This window comes from Draconibacterium sp. IB214405, assembly GCF_033963885.1.
GTDB lineage: Bacteria > Bacteroidota > Bacteroidia > Bacteroidales > Prolixibacteraceae > Draconibacterium.
The window spans coordinates 440,947-454,385 of sequence record NZ_JAXBMA010000002.1 but is presented as its reverse complement, the minus strand read 5'-3'; the positions used below and the strand labels follow the sequence as shown (position 1 = coordinate 454,385).

The window sequence follows — 13,439 nt, the reverse complement described above, 5'->3', positions numbered from 1 at the left end:
ACAAGGTTCCCATCCTATTCTGCCAATTATCTGCTTGTAAAATTTAAGTTTTTTTGTGATTAATTTGGTCACCCAAACAAAAACATTTCAAGATTAAAAGTGTTTATTTGCAACGAGTTAAAACGATGAGGTAATTGTATGAGAGCGAGTATTTTTTTATTAATACCACTTTTTATTTTTATGCTATTGGTTGATGTTTACACCTTCCGTGGCATAAAACCGCTACTCGCAAAACTCAGAAATAAATATCTAAAACAATCCTTAAACATCGTGTTCTGGGCAATCTCCGTTTTTGTTTTTGCCGGATTTTGCCTTTTTATGTTCGGGATAGAACATGTGAAACAGTCCGACGCATATATTTATGTCGGCTACCTGGTAGTAACATTTGCGTTGTTCTATTTTCCGAAGTTTGTATTTATTGTATTTGTATTACTTAAAGATATTCAACTGATTTTTCAGAAGATTTTCAGCTGGATAAAAGGAAAAAGAAAAAAAGAATTAGCACCAAATAATTCGGGGAGGAAAATGGAGAGAGCAGAGTTTTTATATCAAATGGGACTGGTTTTGGCAGCTGTTCCGTTTGCATCGATTCTTTATGGAGTAACCAAAGGTAAATTTAACTACCGCGTAATGCGCGAAAATTTGCATTTCGAGAAGTTGCCAAAATCATTTCGTGGATTAAAAATTGTTCAGATTTCGGACATGCACCTGGGCAGTTTTAACAAGAAATTCGACCAGGTTGCAAAAGCAGTAGAACTGATCAACGAACAGGAGCCGGATATCCTTTTGTTTACCGGCGATCTGGTAAATAATTTTGCTGAAGAAACAGAAGGTTGGGAATCAGTTTTATCGCAACTGAAAGCCAAAATCGGAAAATATTCAGTGCTTGGAAATCACGATTATGGCGATTATTCGGAGTGGGAATCTCCGGCGGCCAAAGAGAAAAACCTGGCTGCCATTAAAAAGTTCCATCAGAAAATTGGTTTCCGCTTGTTACTGAATGAAACCGAGACTTTAAACATTAACGGCGAAGAAATTGCACTTATCGGTGTTGAAAACTGGGGCAAACCACCCTTCCCGCAGCATGGCGATTTGCAAAAAGCTGCCGAAAAAGCACAAGATCAATCCTTTAAAATATTAATGAGCCACGATCCGTCGCACTGGGACGAAAAAGTGCTTAAGACCACCGACATCGATTTAACTTTTTCGGGACATACACATGGTATGCAATTTGGTATTGAACGTGCCGGAATTAAATGGAGTCCGGTGCAATATAAATACCCGCGATGGGGAGGTTTATACCGCGAGAAAAAACAATTTCTATATGTAAACCGTGGATTTGGATACATTGGTTTTCCGGGTAGAATTGGTATGCCTCCGGAAATTACAGTGGTAGAATTAGCTTAAAAAGAAATCTTTCCGTAGACAAAACATTGCCCTTGTGTGTCGCACATATGTCTGCAATTTATTGTACATTGCCGCATAAACTAAATCAACTATGAAGTTAAGTCCGCGTATACAATTTCTTCTAAGAAATGGATTGAAGGGTTTTGTTTGGCTGCTTGTTATCCTGGGCGCCTACCTGCTTTTCAAAGAATTTGTAATATCGCGTGCTCCCGACGAATGGGTTGAAAAAGTTTATGCCAAACCTATGTTGGTTTATGCCACCTACTGTTTCTCCGAATTTTTCTTTGGTATTATTCCACCCGAACTTTTTATGATTTGGGCAATTAACAAGGATACGCTGGCACACTATTTTATGAACCTGGCGTTTTTTGCGACGGTCTCCTATTTTATGGGCTACCTGACATTTCTGATTGGCCGTTTTTTCTATAACCGCGATGGGTTTAAACGTTTCAGAAATACTTTGCTGAAAGAACAGTGGCCCTTACTGAAAAAATACGGTCTGTTTCTTATAATTGTGGCGGCCCTCACTCCTATTCCCTGGGCGGCCGTAAGTTTACTGGTTGGCTCGGCCGGATACCCGTCAAAACGTTATTTAAAGTACGCCCTTTTCCGCTTCTTACGATTTGCTGTTTATGGCTACATCATTTTTCAAACACACATTATTTAGTGTATTACAAAACATACATTCTACTCTTTTGTTAATAGTAGCAAAAGTTAGATAATGTTTGAACGACTAAAAAAGAAATGGAACCTGACCAGTAATTTCCAGGTTTTAATAATTCTATTTGTATTTTCCATAACCGGAAGTGCTGCGCTGTACGTGCGCAAAGGAGTTTTCGACCTTGTGGGTATAACCGAAACAACCAGCCTTTGGATAAAAGTTCCGCTGTATATTGTAACTGTGGTTCCGGCTTACCAGGTGCTGTTTTTACTAATTGCATCAGTTCTTGGACAATTCAGGTTTGCCTGGGAATTTGAGAAGAAAACCTTTTCCCGATTTATCCCCAATAAGAAATGAAAACGTTAGCACTTATATTCACGTTATTAATTTATTCTAGCAATTGTATGAGTAAAGATTTGCAAAAAGCCACACTTGGCGGAGGATGTTTTTGGTGTACCGAAGCCGTTTACCTGGAGTTAAAAGGAGTTGTTGATGTAAAACCGGGTTACAGCGGAGGACATGTAAAAAATCCGACCTACAAGCAGGTTTGCGATGGAACAACGGGCCATGCCGAAGTGGTGCAAATTACTTTCGATCCTGAAGTAGTTAGCTTCTCCGAAATTCTGGAAGTGTTTTTTATGACACACGATCCAACAACGTTAAACAGACAAGGCAACGATGTTGGCCCACAATACCGTTCGGCTGTTTTTTACCACAACGAAGAACAAAAAGAAGTGGCAGAACGTGTTATCGACCTGTTTGAAAAAGAAGAAGTTTACAGCCGGCCAATTGTTACCGAAGTTACTGAATTTGAAAAGTTCTACATTGCGGAGGATTACCACATTAACTATTTTGCCCGAAATAAAACGCAGGGATATTGCCAGTTTGTGGTAGCTCCGAAACTGGATAAATTCAGGAAGATATTTAAAGATCAGTTGAAAAAATAAACAGCGTTTCACCAAATTATCAGCTATGAAAAGAATAATTTTTGCCCTTTGCCTTTTCACTTTTGTATTTAACGTTGTAGTTTCCGCGCAAGATCAACGCGAATTTTCGTACACCGAAGGCGATACCACCTACACCATGAAACGTTATGTTTTTATGCTCTTGAATTCGGGCGAAAACCGTAGCCAGGATTCTACCGAGGCTGCACAAATTCAGGCACAACACATGGCCCATTTGAATATGCTGGCTGAACAAGGAAAGTTGGTTGTGGCCGGTCCGTTTGAAGAAGGTGGCAATCATCGTGGATTACTCATTTTTGATGTTGAAACGGTTGATGAAGCACTAAAGCTCGAAGGTGAAGATCCTGCTGTTAAAAAAGGCCGTTTGAAGATGGAAGCCTTTTATTGGTGGGGCGCAAAAGGTACTGTCATCAACTAATTCCATTTGCCATTATAAAACTACTCCCCTAAATATTCAGTTAGCAATATTTCTCGAATATTAATCTTTTCTGAAATCAATCTCATTTTACACTATTATATCGTGCACGATTTTATTTCACACTATATTTGTGCGACAAAAGTTTTAATAAATGGATGATGAGTTAAAATTAAAGAGTCAGGTATGTTTTCCGGTTTACGCCTTATCGCGTGAAATTGTAAACGTGTATCGCCCGATTCTTGATGAGATTGATATTACCTACCCACAATACCTGGTTATGATGGTTTTGTGGGAAAATGAACCGCAACAGGTGAATGAAATTGGTGATAAATTAAATCTCGATAATGGAACTATCACCCCTTTATTAAAGCGAATGGCCGCAAAAGGTTTGATTTCGCGCAAACGTAGTAGCAACGATGAGCGCGTAGTTGAAATTTCGCTGACCGAGCAAGGAAAACTACTTCAGACCAAAGCAGCTGTGGTTCCGCAAAAAGTTGTAGAAGCCATGGGTATTACACCTGAAGATTTGAAACAGCTCAAGGAATTAGTGATAAAGATATTAAACAGAGCCAAATAGGGCTTCATTACTAAAGTCATAAATAATTTACAATGTCATTATTAGAAAATTTACAGTGGAGATATGCCACCAAAAAGTACGACCCCACGAAAAAAGTAGCACAGGAAGATGTAGATAAAATTGTTGAGGCAGCCCGTCTTGCACCAACATCATCGGGATTGCAGCAGTTTCGTGTAATAGTAATCGCCGACCAAGAATTAAAGGATAAAATCGTTCCTATTGCTTGGGGACAGGAAATTGTTGCCGAGTGTTCGCACCTGTTGGTTTTTGCAGCCTGGGATCGTTATACCGAAGAACGTATTGATGAGATTTATAATCGCACCACTGATGAACGCGGTTTACCTCGCGGTCGATTTGGTTCGTACACCGACAAATTAAAGGCAGCTTATCTTCCACAATCGGCTGAAGAAAACTTTATTCATACCGCACGCCAGGCATATATTGGCTTTGGATTGTCGATTGCACAAGCCGCCGAGCAAAAAGTAGATTGTACTCCAATGGAAGGTTTTACTACCGAGGAGTTAGACGAATTGCTTGATTTAAAATCGAAAGGTTTAAAAAGTGTAACAATGCTTCCTCTGGGATATCGCGATAATGATAACGACTGGTTAGCGTCGATGAAAAAGGTGCGTAACCCAAAAGAAGAATTTGTATTGGAATTTTAATTCGATAAAAACGTACTTAATAAAAGCCTGCTCCGCTTATCCGGAACAGGCTTTTTTATTCTCACTCCATTAAAAAGAGAAAATCCCTTTCCCGTTTTTACAACACCATTACATGCCGTCCTTCTTTCATATAGTCAGTAATCTCCCCCATGTATTTTACTTCAACACCCAGTTCTTCCAGCTTGTCTGATATTCCATACATATCGGAGCAGCCTTTGCAGGCTTTTACTGCTGTCCCCTGATCCATTATCTTTTTCACATAGTCCTGTATATCTTTATTTTCAACCAGTACCTTTTGCGATGGTCCCCAAACCACCAGCGTTATATCTTTCCACCAATCAAAACGTTTGGAATTAAAGGTGTACATCAGCACCATTTTTTCGGCCACTTCCTTGTCGCCACTCGTCCATAGCACCACGAGCTTTTCAGAAGCCGGAATTTCTTCCATCTGAGGTTCGCTTTTCACAACAGGTTCAGTTGCCAGTCCACTTAATGCGAATCCTACCAGCACGAGAATTACGATAAAAATTCGGGTTTTCATTTTTATTTTATTTAAGCGTTAAAAACTATTTGATACAACGAATTCACCCAATGCCAGCTTCTCTTTTACAGGCCATTCAAGCGGCACACCAACCGGAGTAAAACAAACACGCGTATAATTTTCAGGAATATTGAATACTTTTCGCGTTAGTTCCTCGGAAAATGAATCGGTGATATGAACGGTTCCGTAACCAAGCGCACGCGCCGCAAGCATTAAATTTGCAGCAGCCAGTGGACCATCCCAATGATTGTACTCCGGGTAACGACTGCTATTATCCGTCAAGACTACAATGTAAGCCGGCGCCGACAAATACCCGTTTGTTAACTGATTGTCATAGTCTTGTAATTGCGCCTTTAGTTCTTCGCCATCCAGCTTTTTCTCTTCTTTCAGATAGGTTTCTGCTTCGCTTAATTTTGCAGCTTTTAATGCCTCAATTTTCTTTTTGTCAGTAATAACCAGAAATTTCCATGGCTGCTGATTTCCTGCCGTTGGAGCCATTCGCGCGGCATCCACTATTTTTTCTAAATCTGCCATCGGTACCGGATCTGATTTATAAGCACGCACTGAGCGACGTTTTTTAATCACCTCCCAAAAGGAGTCTTCAGTCTGGCTGGCTAAGTTTTCTCCGGCCGATTTTACAACCGGAATTAATGTTAGTCCGGTTACCAATGCGGCACCGGCCATTAAACTGTGTCTTCTGTTCATTGTTTAAAATTTTAAAGGTTATTTCAATGGTTTTATATTTTTTAATTCGCGTCTAAAAACGGAATAGCAAAATCTACGTACATGGCCTTATTCTGAGACGCACCAACATGCCCGTCGCCGGGCAGTATCAATAGTTTAGAATCGGGAATAACCGCATACATTTTTAAAAATGCTTCTACCGGAAAATATCCGTCGCGGTCGCCGCCAACAACCAATACGGGCGCTTTAATTTCAGAGGCAGCTTCTTCGCTTATCCAAATTGGGTCACTATCAACTTTCATCAGCTTATTGTAAAAATCATTATAACGATTCGGCTCGGGCATCAACTTCTTCCGGTTCTCAACAAAGTTCTTATTGTTGGCGATGAACTCATCAGCAGTCATTTCTTTTTGTTGTTGTTTTCGTTCCGGTGTTTTATCAGTTGCATTTAGTGCTCCTGCAATACTTACAACTTTTACGACCCGTTCAGGATAATCGGCTGCCAGTTTTACGGCAGTAATAGCACCCGAACTAAATCCCATGACGTCTATACGATCGATGTTTTCGGCACTCAAAACCTCAATCATATCTTGCGCAAATAAATCATAGCTGTAATCGCGGTCTCCAATTTCTGATTTTCCATGCCCGCGGAGTGCAACTGCAATAACTTTGTGGTTTTTAGTTAACAAGGGAAATATATTTTCGAATTCGTTGATATAGCCATACAAACTGCCATGAATCAACAAAAGTGGTTCGCCGCTTCCGTATATTTCATAATAGATTTTGGCGTCTTTGGTCTGTATATATTTCCCGGTTTTCGTGTTGTTTCCATAAGGTATTTGTGCCAATAATTGAAGCGGAATCAAAATAGCAACAAGTAGAACTATTCGCTTTAAAGTCGGGTTGATCATTGTGACAGTTTTATTTGTTTTGATATTAGTTTAGAATCTTAATACCGTTCAAATTTTCGAAACGGGCTTTAAATCCCCAGCCACCAAAATTCTCGGCAACCATAACCAGAATTTCATTTTTCCCTGATTTCAGATCGAGGTAAACAGAATCGAAATAGCCCATCGTTCCCAGAAAACGATAATCGCGACTTCGGTAAATATCAACACCCAGCCAAACAGCTTTACCGTTTACAAATATTTTGGCCACGTCACTAAATCCAAAGTTCATCATCTTAATCAAGTCGGTTTCGGAGTCGATCGTGATTTTTAAAAGGACAGCATTCTTTTTATCAGCTAAAGCTGCAGTTTTCGAGATATTTAGCAAGCCATCCGCTTCTGTATCCCAGTTTGTAAACTGAAGTCGTTTCGTAAAATTCGCAGGTAACAGGTTTTCATTGATCAGCTTTTCGGCATCAAAAGCGTCTGAAACCTGGTAATTCGTTAATACTTCATCGCCTGCTTCAACTATTTCTTTATACGCTCCTTTTAACTCTGGCGAATCCATTGGACTAATTTTAATGTCGGCATATCGGGCAGGTCCGTAAAATGCGATTTTCCCTTCGCGTTCGCCCATTTTTAACTCATGAATAACCAGCACCGGTTTTTCCATATCCGAAATATAAACCTCGCCTCTACTTCCCGAAACCGCCAGTTTTACCTGGAACCATTCATCAAAAACATGCTTTTTTACCGCGCCGTAATCGTCGCCGTAATACAGTTGCCAACCCGCATTTCCATTGTAAACCGGCGTGTATTGCATGGCATCGGGATTTCCACTCTGATGTTTGCGAATGTAAAACTCTTCGGTGTCGCCCATTCCATCGCCCCGAAAACGAATACCGGCAAATCCCCTTCCCGGCTGGATGCACATTTTAAATTCTACAATACCGTTTTTTAATGTAACATCGCTTGCAGTGGCAACTCCCTCATCGGTTTTTAAACAGTCTTTTCCTTTGTAATTTTCGCTGACAACTTCTCCGTTCAAGCTCCAATCAATTCCGCCAAGTTTGATTTTATCCTGAGCAAAAACAGTGAGACTGAATAGTATTAAAAGTAATGTTACAAATGTTTTCATTGTTTTGGTTTTTATGAATTTCGTGAAACAAATTTCATCAACCTACCTGAATATCAATAGTCAAACCACGGTCAAAACATAATCAAAACGCATTCACAGCTAAAAAACCGATCGTTCTTACTATTTTTAGGAACCAGAAATTAGAAACCATGCATAACGAAGCAGAACAGGAAAAAAAGTTCGTAAAAATCATTGTTCAGAAAATCGCGGATAAACTGCTTATCACTGATCCGGAACATTTGCAGCAACGCGATTACGAAAACCTGAACCTTAAAATTGAAGAGAAAACCGGTGTCAACCTGAGTGTTTCTACCCTGAAAAGAATTTCGAAAAACCAGTTTCAGCGTATCCCGCAGAAAAACACACTTAACGCCCTTGCCCAGTTTCTCGACTACAAAGACTGGTATGATTTTAAAAATAACCACGCTGATACGCCGTCAGTAAAAACTCCAAAGAGAAAGTTAAAACTCAAACTTCCCAAACAACTACTGTATGTACCGGTTGCATTAATAGTTATCGTGCTTTTCGCCATCATTCTATTAAACAGCAAACCCGCGCAGAGTTATTCCGAAGTTAGTTTTACCAGCAGAACAAATGTTAGCAGCGGAGTTCCCAATACGGTTATTTTCGACTACGACATTTCTATGTATGATTTCGACAGTGCTTTTATACAACAATCGTGGGATGCCCGCAGGCGTGCAGAAATAAAAAAGAATGAGAAATATTCTACATCAGTATATTATTACCCGGGATATCACCGGGCAAAAATCATGATCAACGATCAGCTTGTGAAAGAAATCCCGGTGTACATTACTACCGAAGGCTGGCTCTCACTTATCCAAAATCCGGAAAATAGTTTGATCCCCATTTACGTAAATGAAAACTGTATTAATAACAATCAAATTTACATGTCTCCCGAAACGGTAAAAGCCCATCATATCGATCTTTCGAAGAATAATCATTCAACCAGTTTTTACTATGTAAAAGACAATTTTAGCGGCGACAGTGATAATTTTTCATTTGAAACACGTGTAAAAAACAACATTGAAGAGGGAGGACTCGCTTGCCAGCTTTGCGAAATTTCGATTTTTGGAGAATATGGCAGACATGTGATTCAATTGGCGAACCCGGGCTGTATTGGTAGCATTTTGCAGAAATTCGGGCCGGAGTACACCATGGGGAATAACAACGATCTGTCGGCATTTGGTACCGATCTGGACGATTGGAATACAGTTAAATTGAAAATTGACAATAAGTTGGTAAACGTTTTTCTGAACGGTGAGAAAATCTTCTCAACTTCGTACAATGGCAGTAACGGAGCTATTAAAGGGGTTTACTATGCATTTGCAGGAAGCGGAGCTATTGATTATACAAAATTGTTTGACCGTAACGATCAGCTTGTTTTCGAGGAAAATTTTGAATGATTTAATCGCATTTTATTTCATAAAAAAACCGGAAGTGTAAACTCCCGGTTTTTTTTATCTATTGTGTAATTTATTTACAGTTCGCGAATCCAAATATTACGGTAGCTCACCGGATTTCCATGATCCTGCAGTTGAATGACATCAGCACCGTGTTTTTCAACGCTGTACTCAGGAATACCAATATATTCTGTTGGTCCGCGCAATTTTGAATTGTTTTGAACCAAAACTCCATTGTGCAAAACAGTTACTGTTGGCGGAGTAAAGAAAGTACCATCTTCGTTAAATCGTGGGGCAGTGTAAATGATATCGTAAACCTGCCACTCGCCCGGTCCTTTACAGGCATTTACCAGCGGTGCATGTTGTTTGTACAAACTTCCGGCCTGACCATTGCGGTAAGTACGGTTGTTGTAATTATCCAACACCTGAACTTCGTAACGTTTCTGAAGAAAAACACCACTGTTTCCACGTCCCTGACTTTCGCCAATCACTTCGGCAGGAGACCGCCACTCGATATGTAACTGAAAGTCTTCGAAAACACGTTTTGTCTGAATGATTCCGGTTCCTCTTTCAACGGTTACACAACCATCGGCTACTTTCCAGCCTACTGGGCCGCCTTCCTGGTTTGTCCACTCGCGGTCGATATCCACGCCATCGAATAAAACTATCGCATCCGAAGGTGCATCAGCCGGAGTTTCTCCGGGAGTAATTACAGGAACTTCCGGATCCCAGATTTCTGTCATTTCAGGAACCATTTCTGGTCGCTCTTCCTGAGCGACTGCACACACTGCAACAAAAAGCAATGCTACTGTAAAGATTTTGAATTTCATTTTTGTTGATTTAGGTATTTATTTTTTGATTACAAATGCGCTAAGCGATTTGGAACCGCTTAGCGCTTAATATTTATTACAATCCAAGTTCTTCCATAATGGCGTCGATCTTCGCATCAGCTTTTTGCTCTTCTGCATCAAAATCTTCGCGCGAATTCAGTTTTCCGGCCACTTCGAAATAGAACTTAATTTTAGGCTCTGTTCCCGATGGGCGAACCGAAATCTTTGTTCCGTCCTGCGTAAAAAACTGCAATACGTTTGAAGTAATTTTCTGATCGATCTTTTTCTCTTCGCCGGTAATCAGGTTTTTCGCAACCAATGTAGAATAATCTTTTACCCATTCCATTGGCGAACCACCTAATTCTTTTGGCGGATCGTTGCGAAATTTAGTCATAATCTGCTGAATTTCTTCGGCACCCGACTTCCCTTTACGAACTACATATTTCATTTTTTCGCGCGAGAAACCATACTCCAGGTAAATATCCTGCAACAATTCGTACAATGTTTTTCCCTGATCGATGGCCCAAGCAGTGATCTCTGCCATTAAAGCACATGCAGAAACAGCGTCTTTATCGCGAACAAAATCAGAAGGCATAAAACCAAAACTTTCCTCGCCACCACCGATGTATTTTTTCACACCTTCGTTATCGCGAATTACTTCGGCAATAAATTTAAATCCGGTGTATACATCAAAATATTCAATATTATTTCGGCGTGCAACTTCAGCAATCATCTCGGTTGAAACGATCGTTTTCACCACAAACTCGTTTCCTTTCAGTTTGCCGGCTTCCTTCATTTTTACAATGATGTAGTAGAAGAAAAGCAACGCTGTTTGGTTACCGTTTACAATGATGTATTCGCCTTTATCGTCTTTCACCACAACACCAATCCGGTCTGAGTCGGGATCGGAAGCCATTACAACATCAGCATCAATTTCGGCGGCCTTTTTCATGGCCATTTCCATTGCTGCGGGCTCTTCCGGGTTTGGTGAAACCACTGTTGGGAAATCGCCGCTTACCACATCCTGCTCAGGAATATTTATAATGTTTGTGAAACCGAATTCGCGTAAAGCGGCAGGAATTAACTTCACTCCTGTTCCGTGAATTGGCGTATAAATGATTTTAATGTCTTTGTGACGATCAACCACATCGGGAGAAATGGAAACTTTTTTCACCTGTGCAAGGAATTTATTATCCATTTCCTCTCCCAGAATTTCGATCAACTCATCCGGACCGTCGAACTTAATGTCCTCAGGTTTTATTTTGGCCACTTCATTTACAATGTTTACATCGTGTGGACCAACAATCTGCGAACCATCTTCCCAATAAGCTTTGTAGCCATTGTATTCTTTTGGATTGTGCGATGCAGTAAGAATAATACCACTCTGACAACCTAACTCACGAATGGCGAATGAAAGCTCCGGTGTTGGACGTAAATCATCGAATAAATATGCTTTAATTCCATTGGCTGCAAAAATCTTTGCACTGGTTTCGGAAAACAAGCGGCTGTTGTTTCTGCAATCGTGACCAATCGCCACTTTTATCTCATCAAGATCAGCGAAATTCCTCTTCAAATAATTACTTAAGCCTTGCGTTGCAGCACCAACAGTGTAAATATTCATGCGGTTGGTTCCAACTCCCATAATACCACGAAGACCTCCGGTTCCAAACTCCAGGCTGCGGTAAAAAGAATCTACAAGTTCTGTCGGGTCTTCAGCATCCAATAGTGCCTGAACCTGAGCTCTTGTTTCTTCATCATAAGTATCCGAAAGCCATTCCTGTGCTTTCGCTCTTACTTCCATTAATTCTTGATTTTCCATGGTTATTCTTTTTCTAATTGTTTGATACAAATCTTTAGACTATCGCGCCAATAAGGGATCTTCAAATCAAAAGTATCTCTTATTTTCGACTTATTCAACACGCTGTATGCTGGCCTTTTTGCTGGTGTTGGAAAGTTCTCCGATAAAACCGGTTTTACTTTACATTTTACCCCCGACAACTCGAAGATTGCCTTTGCAAAATCGAACCAGCTGGCCACCCCTTCGTTGGAGTAATGATAAATGCCCGGTACAAATTTTTCGCTTTCGGCCACTTGTAATATTGCGGAAGCTAAATCGGCGGCGTACGTTGGCGATCCTACCTGATCGAAAACAACACCAAGTTCATCCCTCTCTTTTCCAAGGCGAAGCATCGTTTTTACAAAGTTATTTCCAAAGGCAGAATATAACCAGGCCGTTCTGATAATCACAGTTTCCGGATTCTCTGCCTGACAATTTTGCTCGCCTTCCAGCTTTGTTTTCCCATAAGCTCCGTTTGGAGCAACCGCATCGATCTCTTCATAAGGAAGATGTGCATCGCCGGCAAAAACATAATCGGTTGAAACATGAATATACTTTGCGCCAACTTCTTTTGAATATTTAGCAAGCAGCTTTGGAGCCAGAGCATTTACTTTTTGAGCCGTCTCAAAATCCGATTCCGCCTTGTCAACTGCCGTGTAAGCTGCACAATTTATCACCAGCTCAAAATTATTGTTGGCAAAGTAGCTTTTTACCTGATCTTCATCGGTAATATCCAGCGAATCAACATCTGTAAAAACAAACTCCCAGCCGGGGTAATTTTTACTGAGTACTTTCAATTCGCTGCCCAACTGTCCGTAGGCGCCTGTTATTAATATCTTCATTACTGTTCGTACACAAAATTCATTTCTGCATCTGCAAATACAGGTGCTGCCAAATCTTTTTCCGAGACAATCTTTTCACTCTCACCTAAAAGCCAATTAATTCCAATTGTTTTATCAAAAGGATTGATCGAACGTTCAGTTGCCGGATTATATAAATTGTCGCATTTGTAGGTAAAAATAGCGGTATCGCTTAAAACTGAAAAACCGTGGGCAAAACCACGCGGCACATATAACTGTTTTTTATTATTCTCATCGAGTTGAACACCAAACCACTTTCCAAAAGTTGGTGATCCTTTTCGTAAATCCACAGCAACATCATAAACAGCACCTTGTACAACACGCACTAATTTTGCCTGTGCTGCATCACCCAATTGATAGTGCAAACCTCGCACCACTCCTTTTGTTGAGCGCGATTCATTATCCTGAATAAATGGTTTTATAATACCGGCTTCCCTATATCTTTCTTTGTGAAAGGTTTCAAAAAAATATCCTCTATCGTCTTTAAATACCCGCGGTTCAATTACAACTAGCCCGGGGATTCCCGTCTGTACAATATTCATTCTTAA

General features: G+C 40.4%; 16 protein-coding genes. 8 read left to right on the top strand and 8 right to left on the bottom strand.

Translation table 11 applies throughout. From position 1 onward, the window contains the following. Positions 1-138: 138 nt before the first annotated feature. The 7 genes from SLH46_RS08340 to SLH46_RS08310 all read left to right on the top strand — a co-directional run bounded on the left by SLH46_RS08340 (position 139) and on the right by SLH46_RS08310 (position 4,693). Positions 139-1,407 (top strand): metallophosphoesterase, encoded by a 1,269-nt coding sequence (locus SLH46_RS08340; protein ID WP_320280711.1) that lies wholly within the window; start codon positions 139-141, stop codon positions 1,405-1,407. A 91-nt stretch (positions 1,408-1,498) separates the two neighbouring features. After that, a complete protein-coding gene (locus tag SLH46_RS08335; protein WP_320280710.1) occupies positions 1,499-2,074 on the top strand; it encodes a hypothetical protein in 576 nt (191 codons plus the stop codon). Positions 2,075-2,128: 54 nt separating this feature from the next. Continuing rightward, positions 2,129-2,425, top strand: a complete 297-nt coding sequence (locus tag SLH46_RS08330; protein ID WP_320280709.1) for a DUF6787 family protein — start codon at positions 2,129-2,131, stop codon at positions 2,423-2,425. Positions 2,426-2,472: 47 nt separating this feature from the next. After that, complete coding sequence (msrA, locus tag SLH46_RS08325) at positions 2,473-3,015, top strand: peptide-methionine (S)-S-oxide reductase MsrA (protein ID WP_320280708.1); 543 nt, start codon at positions 2,473-2,475, stop codon at positions 3,013-3,015. Between the two features lie 25 nt (positions 3,016-3,040). Next, the gene (locus SLH46_RS08320) at positions 3,041-3,451 is read left to right on the top strand and encodes a YciI family protein (RefSeq protein WP_320280707.1); all 411 of its coding nucleotides are present in this window, start codon (positions 3,041-3,043) and stop codon (positions 3,449-3,451) included. Positions 3,452-3,602: 151 nt separating this feature from the next. Beyond that, on the top strand, positions 3,603-4,028 hold the full coding sequence (locus SLH46_RS08315; protein ID WP_320280706.1) for a MarR family winged helix-turn-helix transcriptional regulator: 426 nt from the start codon (positions 3,603-3,605) through the stop codon (positions 4,026-4,028). A 32-nt stretch (positions 4,029-4,060) separates the two neighbouring features. Then, positions 4,061-4,693 carry an NAD(P)H-dependent oxidoreductase gene (locus tag SLH46_RS08310; protein WP_320280705.1) on the top strand — a complete coding sequence of 211 codons (633 nt, stop codon included), beginning with the start codon at positions 4,061-4,063 and terminating at the stop codon, positions 4,691-4,693. A gap of 97 nt (positions 4,694-4,790) precedes the next feature. Here SLH46_RS08310 and SLH46_RS08305 read toward each other — a convergent pair whose 3' ends face one another. The 4 genes from SLH46_RS08305 to SLH46_RS08290 are packed head-to-tail and all read right to left on the bottom strand — an operon-like array spanning position 4,791 to position 7,943. After that, on the bottom strand, positions 4,791-5,234 hold the full coding sequence (locus tag SLH46_RS08305; RefSeq protein ID WP_320280704.1) for a DsrE family protein: 444 nt from the start codon (positions 5,232-5,234) through the stop codon (positions 4,791-4,793). Between the two features lie 18 nt (positions 5,235-5,252). Further along, positions 5,253-5,939: a nitroreductase family protein gene (locus tag SLH46_RS08300; RefSeq protein WP_320280703.1), complete on the bottom strand. Its 687-nt coding sequence runs from the start codon at positions 5,937-5,939 to the stop codon at positions 5,253-5,255. A gap of 41 nt (positions 5,940-5,980) precedes the next feature. Then, positions 5,981-6,829 (bottom strand): alpha/beta fold hydrolase, encoded by an 849-nt coding sequence (locus SLH46_RS08295; protein ID WP_320280702.1) that lies wholly within the window; start codon positions 6,827-6,829, stop codon positions 5,981-5,983. 25 nt (positions 6,830-6,854) lie between these two features. Beyond that, on the bottom strand, positions 6,855-7,943 hold the full coding sequence (locus SLH46_RS08290; protein ID WP_320280701.1) for a hypothetical protein: 1,089 nt from the start codon (positions 7,941-7,943) through the stop codon (positions 6,855-6,857). Between the two features lie 149 nt (positions 7,944-8,092). On the opposite strand from SLH46_RS08290, the gene SLH46_RS08285 reads away from it, so the two are divergent. After that, positions 8,093-9,367 (top strand): hypothetical protein, encoded by a 1,275-nt coding sequence (locus SLH46_RS08285; protein ID WP_320280700.1) that lies wholly within the window; start codon positions 8,093-8,095, stop codon positions 9,365-9,367. A gap of 74 nt (positions 9,368-9,441) precedes the next feature. Here SLH46_RS08285 and SLH46_RS08280 read toward each other — a convergent pair whose 3' ends face one another. The 4 genes from SLH46_RS08280 to rfbC all read right to left on the bottom strand — a co-directional run bounded on the left by SLH46_RS08280 (position 9,442) and on the right by rfbC (position 13,433). Next, entirely contained in the window at positions 9,442-10,194 is a 753-nt protein-coding gene (locus SLH46_RS08280) for a 3-keto-disaccharide hydrolase (protein ID WP_320280699.1), read from the bottom strand. A 76-nt stretch (positions 10,195-10,270) separates the two neighbouring features. After that, positions 10,271-12,013, bottom strand: a complete 1,743-nt coding sequence (locus SLH46_RS08275; protein ID WP_320280698.1) for a phospho-sugar mutase — start codon at positions 12,011-12,013, stop codon at positions 10,271-10,273. 2 nt (positions 12,014-12,015) lie between these two features. Further along, positions 12,016-12,873 (bottom strand): dTDP-4-dehydrorhamnose reductase, encoded by an 858-nt coding sequence (rfbD, locus tag SLH46_RS08270; RefSeq protein WP_320280697.1) that lies wholly within the window; start codon positions 12,871-12,873, stop codon positions 12,016-12,018. Continuing rightward, complete coding sequence (gene rfbC, locus SLH46_RS08265) at positions 12,873-13,433, bottom strand: dTDP-4-dehydrorhamnose 3,5-epimerase (RefSeq protein WP_320280696.1); 561 nt, start codon at positions 13,431-13,433, stop codon at positions 12,873-12,875. The genes rfbD and rfbC overlap by 1 nt, the downstream gene beginning before the upstream one ends. Positions 13,434-13,439: the final 6 nt, after the last annotated feature.

What these genes read in the sequence shown, in the direction of transcription:
- SLH46_RS08280 (WP_320280699.1), bottom strand. Translation starts at nt 10,194, where the DNA reads ATGAAATTCAAAATCTTTACAGTAGCATTGCTTTTTGTTGCAGTGTGT.
- rfbC (WP_320280696.1), bottom strand. Translation starts at nt 13,433, where the DNA reads ATGAATATTGTACAGACGGGAATCCCCGGGCTAGTTGTAATTGAACCG.
- SLH46_RS08285 (WP_320280700.1), top strand. Translation starts at nt 8,093, where the DNA reads ATGCATAACGAAGCAGAACAGGAAAAAAAGTTCGTAAAAATCATTGTT.
- SLH46_RS08320 (WP_320280707.1), top strand. Translation starts at nt 3,041, where the DNA reads ATGAAAAGAATAATTTTTGCCCTTTGCCTTTTCACTTTTGTATTTAAC.
- SLH46_RS08315 (WP_320280706.1), top strand. Translation starts at nt 3,603, where the DNA reads ATGGATGATGAGTTAAAATTAAAGAGTCAGGTATGTTTTCCGGTTTAC.
- SLH46_RS08295 (WP_320280702.1), bottom strand. Translation starts at nt 6,829, where the DNA reads ATGATCAACCCGACTTTAAAGCGAATAGTTCTACTTGTTGCTATTTTG.
- SLH46_RS08275 (WP_320280698.1), bottom strand. Translation starts at nt 12,013, where the DNA reads ATGGAAAATCAAGAATTAATGGAAGTAAGAGCGAAAGCACAGGAATGG.
- SLH46_RS08330 (WP_320280709.1), top strand. Translation starts at nt 2,129, where the DNA reads ATGTTTGAACGACTAAAAAAGAAATGGAACCTGACCAGTAATTTCCAG.
- SLH46_RS08340 (WP_320280711.1), top strand. Translation starts at nt 139, where the DNA reads ATGAGAGCGAGTATTTTTTTATTAATACCACTTTTTATTTTTATGCTA.
- msrA (WP_320280708.1), top strand. Translation starts at nt 2,473, where the DNA reads ATGAGTAAAGATTTGCAAAAAGCCACACTTGGCGGAGGATGTTTTTGG.
- SLH46_RS08335 (WP_320280710.1), top strand. Translation starts at nt 1,499, where the DNA reads ATGAAGTTAAGTCCGCGTATACAATTTCTTCTAAGAAATGGATTGAAG.
- SLH46_RS08300 (WP_320280703.1), bottom strand. Translation starts at nt 5,939, where the DNA reads ATGAACAGAAGACACAGTTTAATGGCCGGTGCCGCATTGGTAACCGGA.
- SLH46_RS08290 (WP_320280701.1), bottom strand. Translation starts at nt 7,943, where the DNA reads ATGAAAACATTTGTAACATTACTTTTAATACTATTCAGTCTCACTGTT.
- rfbD (WP_320280697.1), bottom strand. Translation starts at nt 12,873, where the DNA reads ATGAAGATATTAATAACAGGCGCCTACGGACAGTTGGGCAGCGAATTG.
- SLH46_RS08305 (WP_320280704.1), bottom strand. Translation starts at nt 5,234, where the DNA reads ATGAAAACCCGAATTTTTATCGTAATTCTCGTGCTGGTAGGATTCGCA.
- SLH46_RS08310 (WP_320280705.1), top strand. Translation starts at nt 4,061, where the DNA reads ATGTCATTATTAGAAAATTTACAGTGGAGATATGCCACCAAAAAGTAC.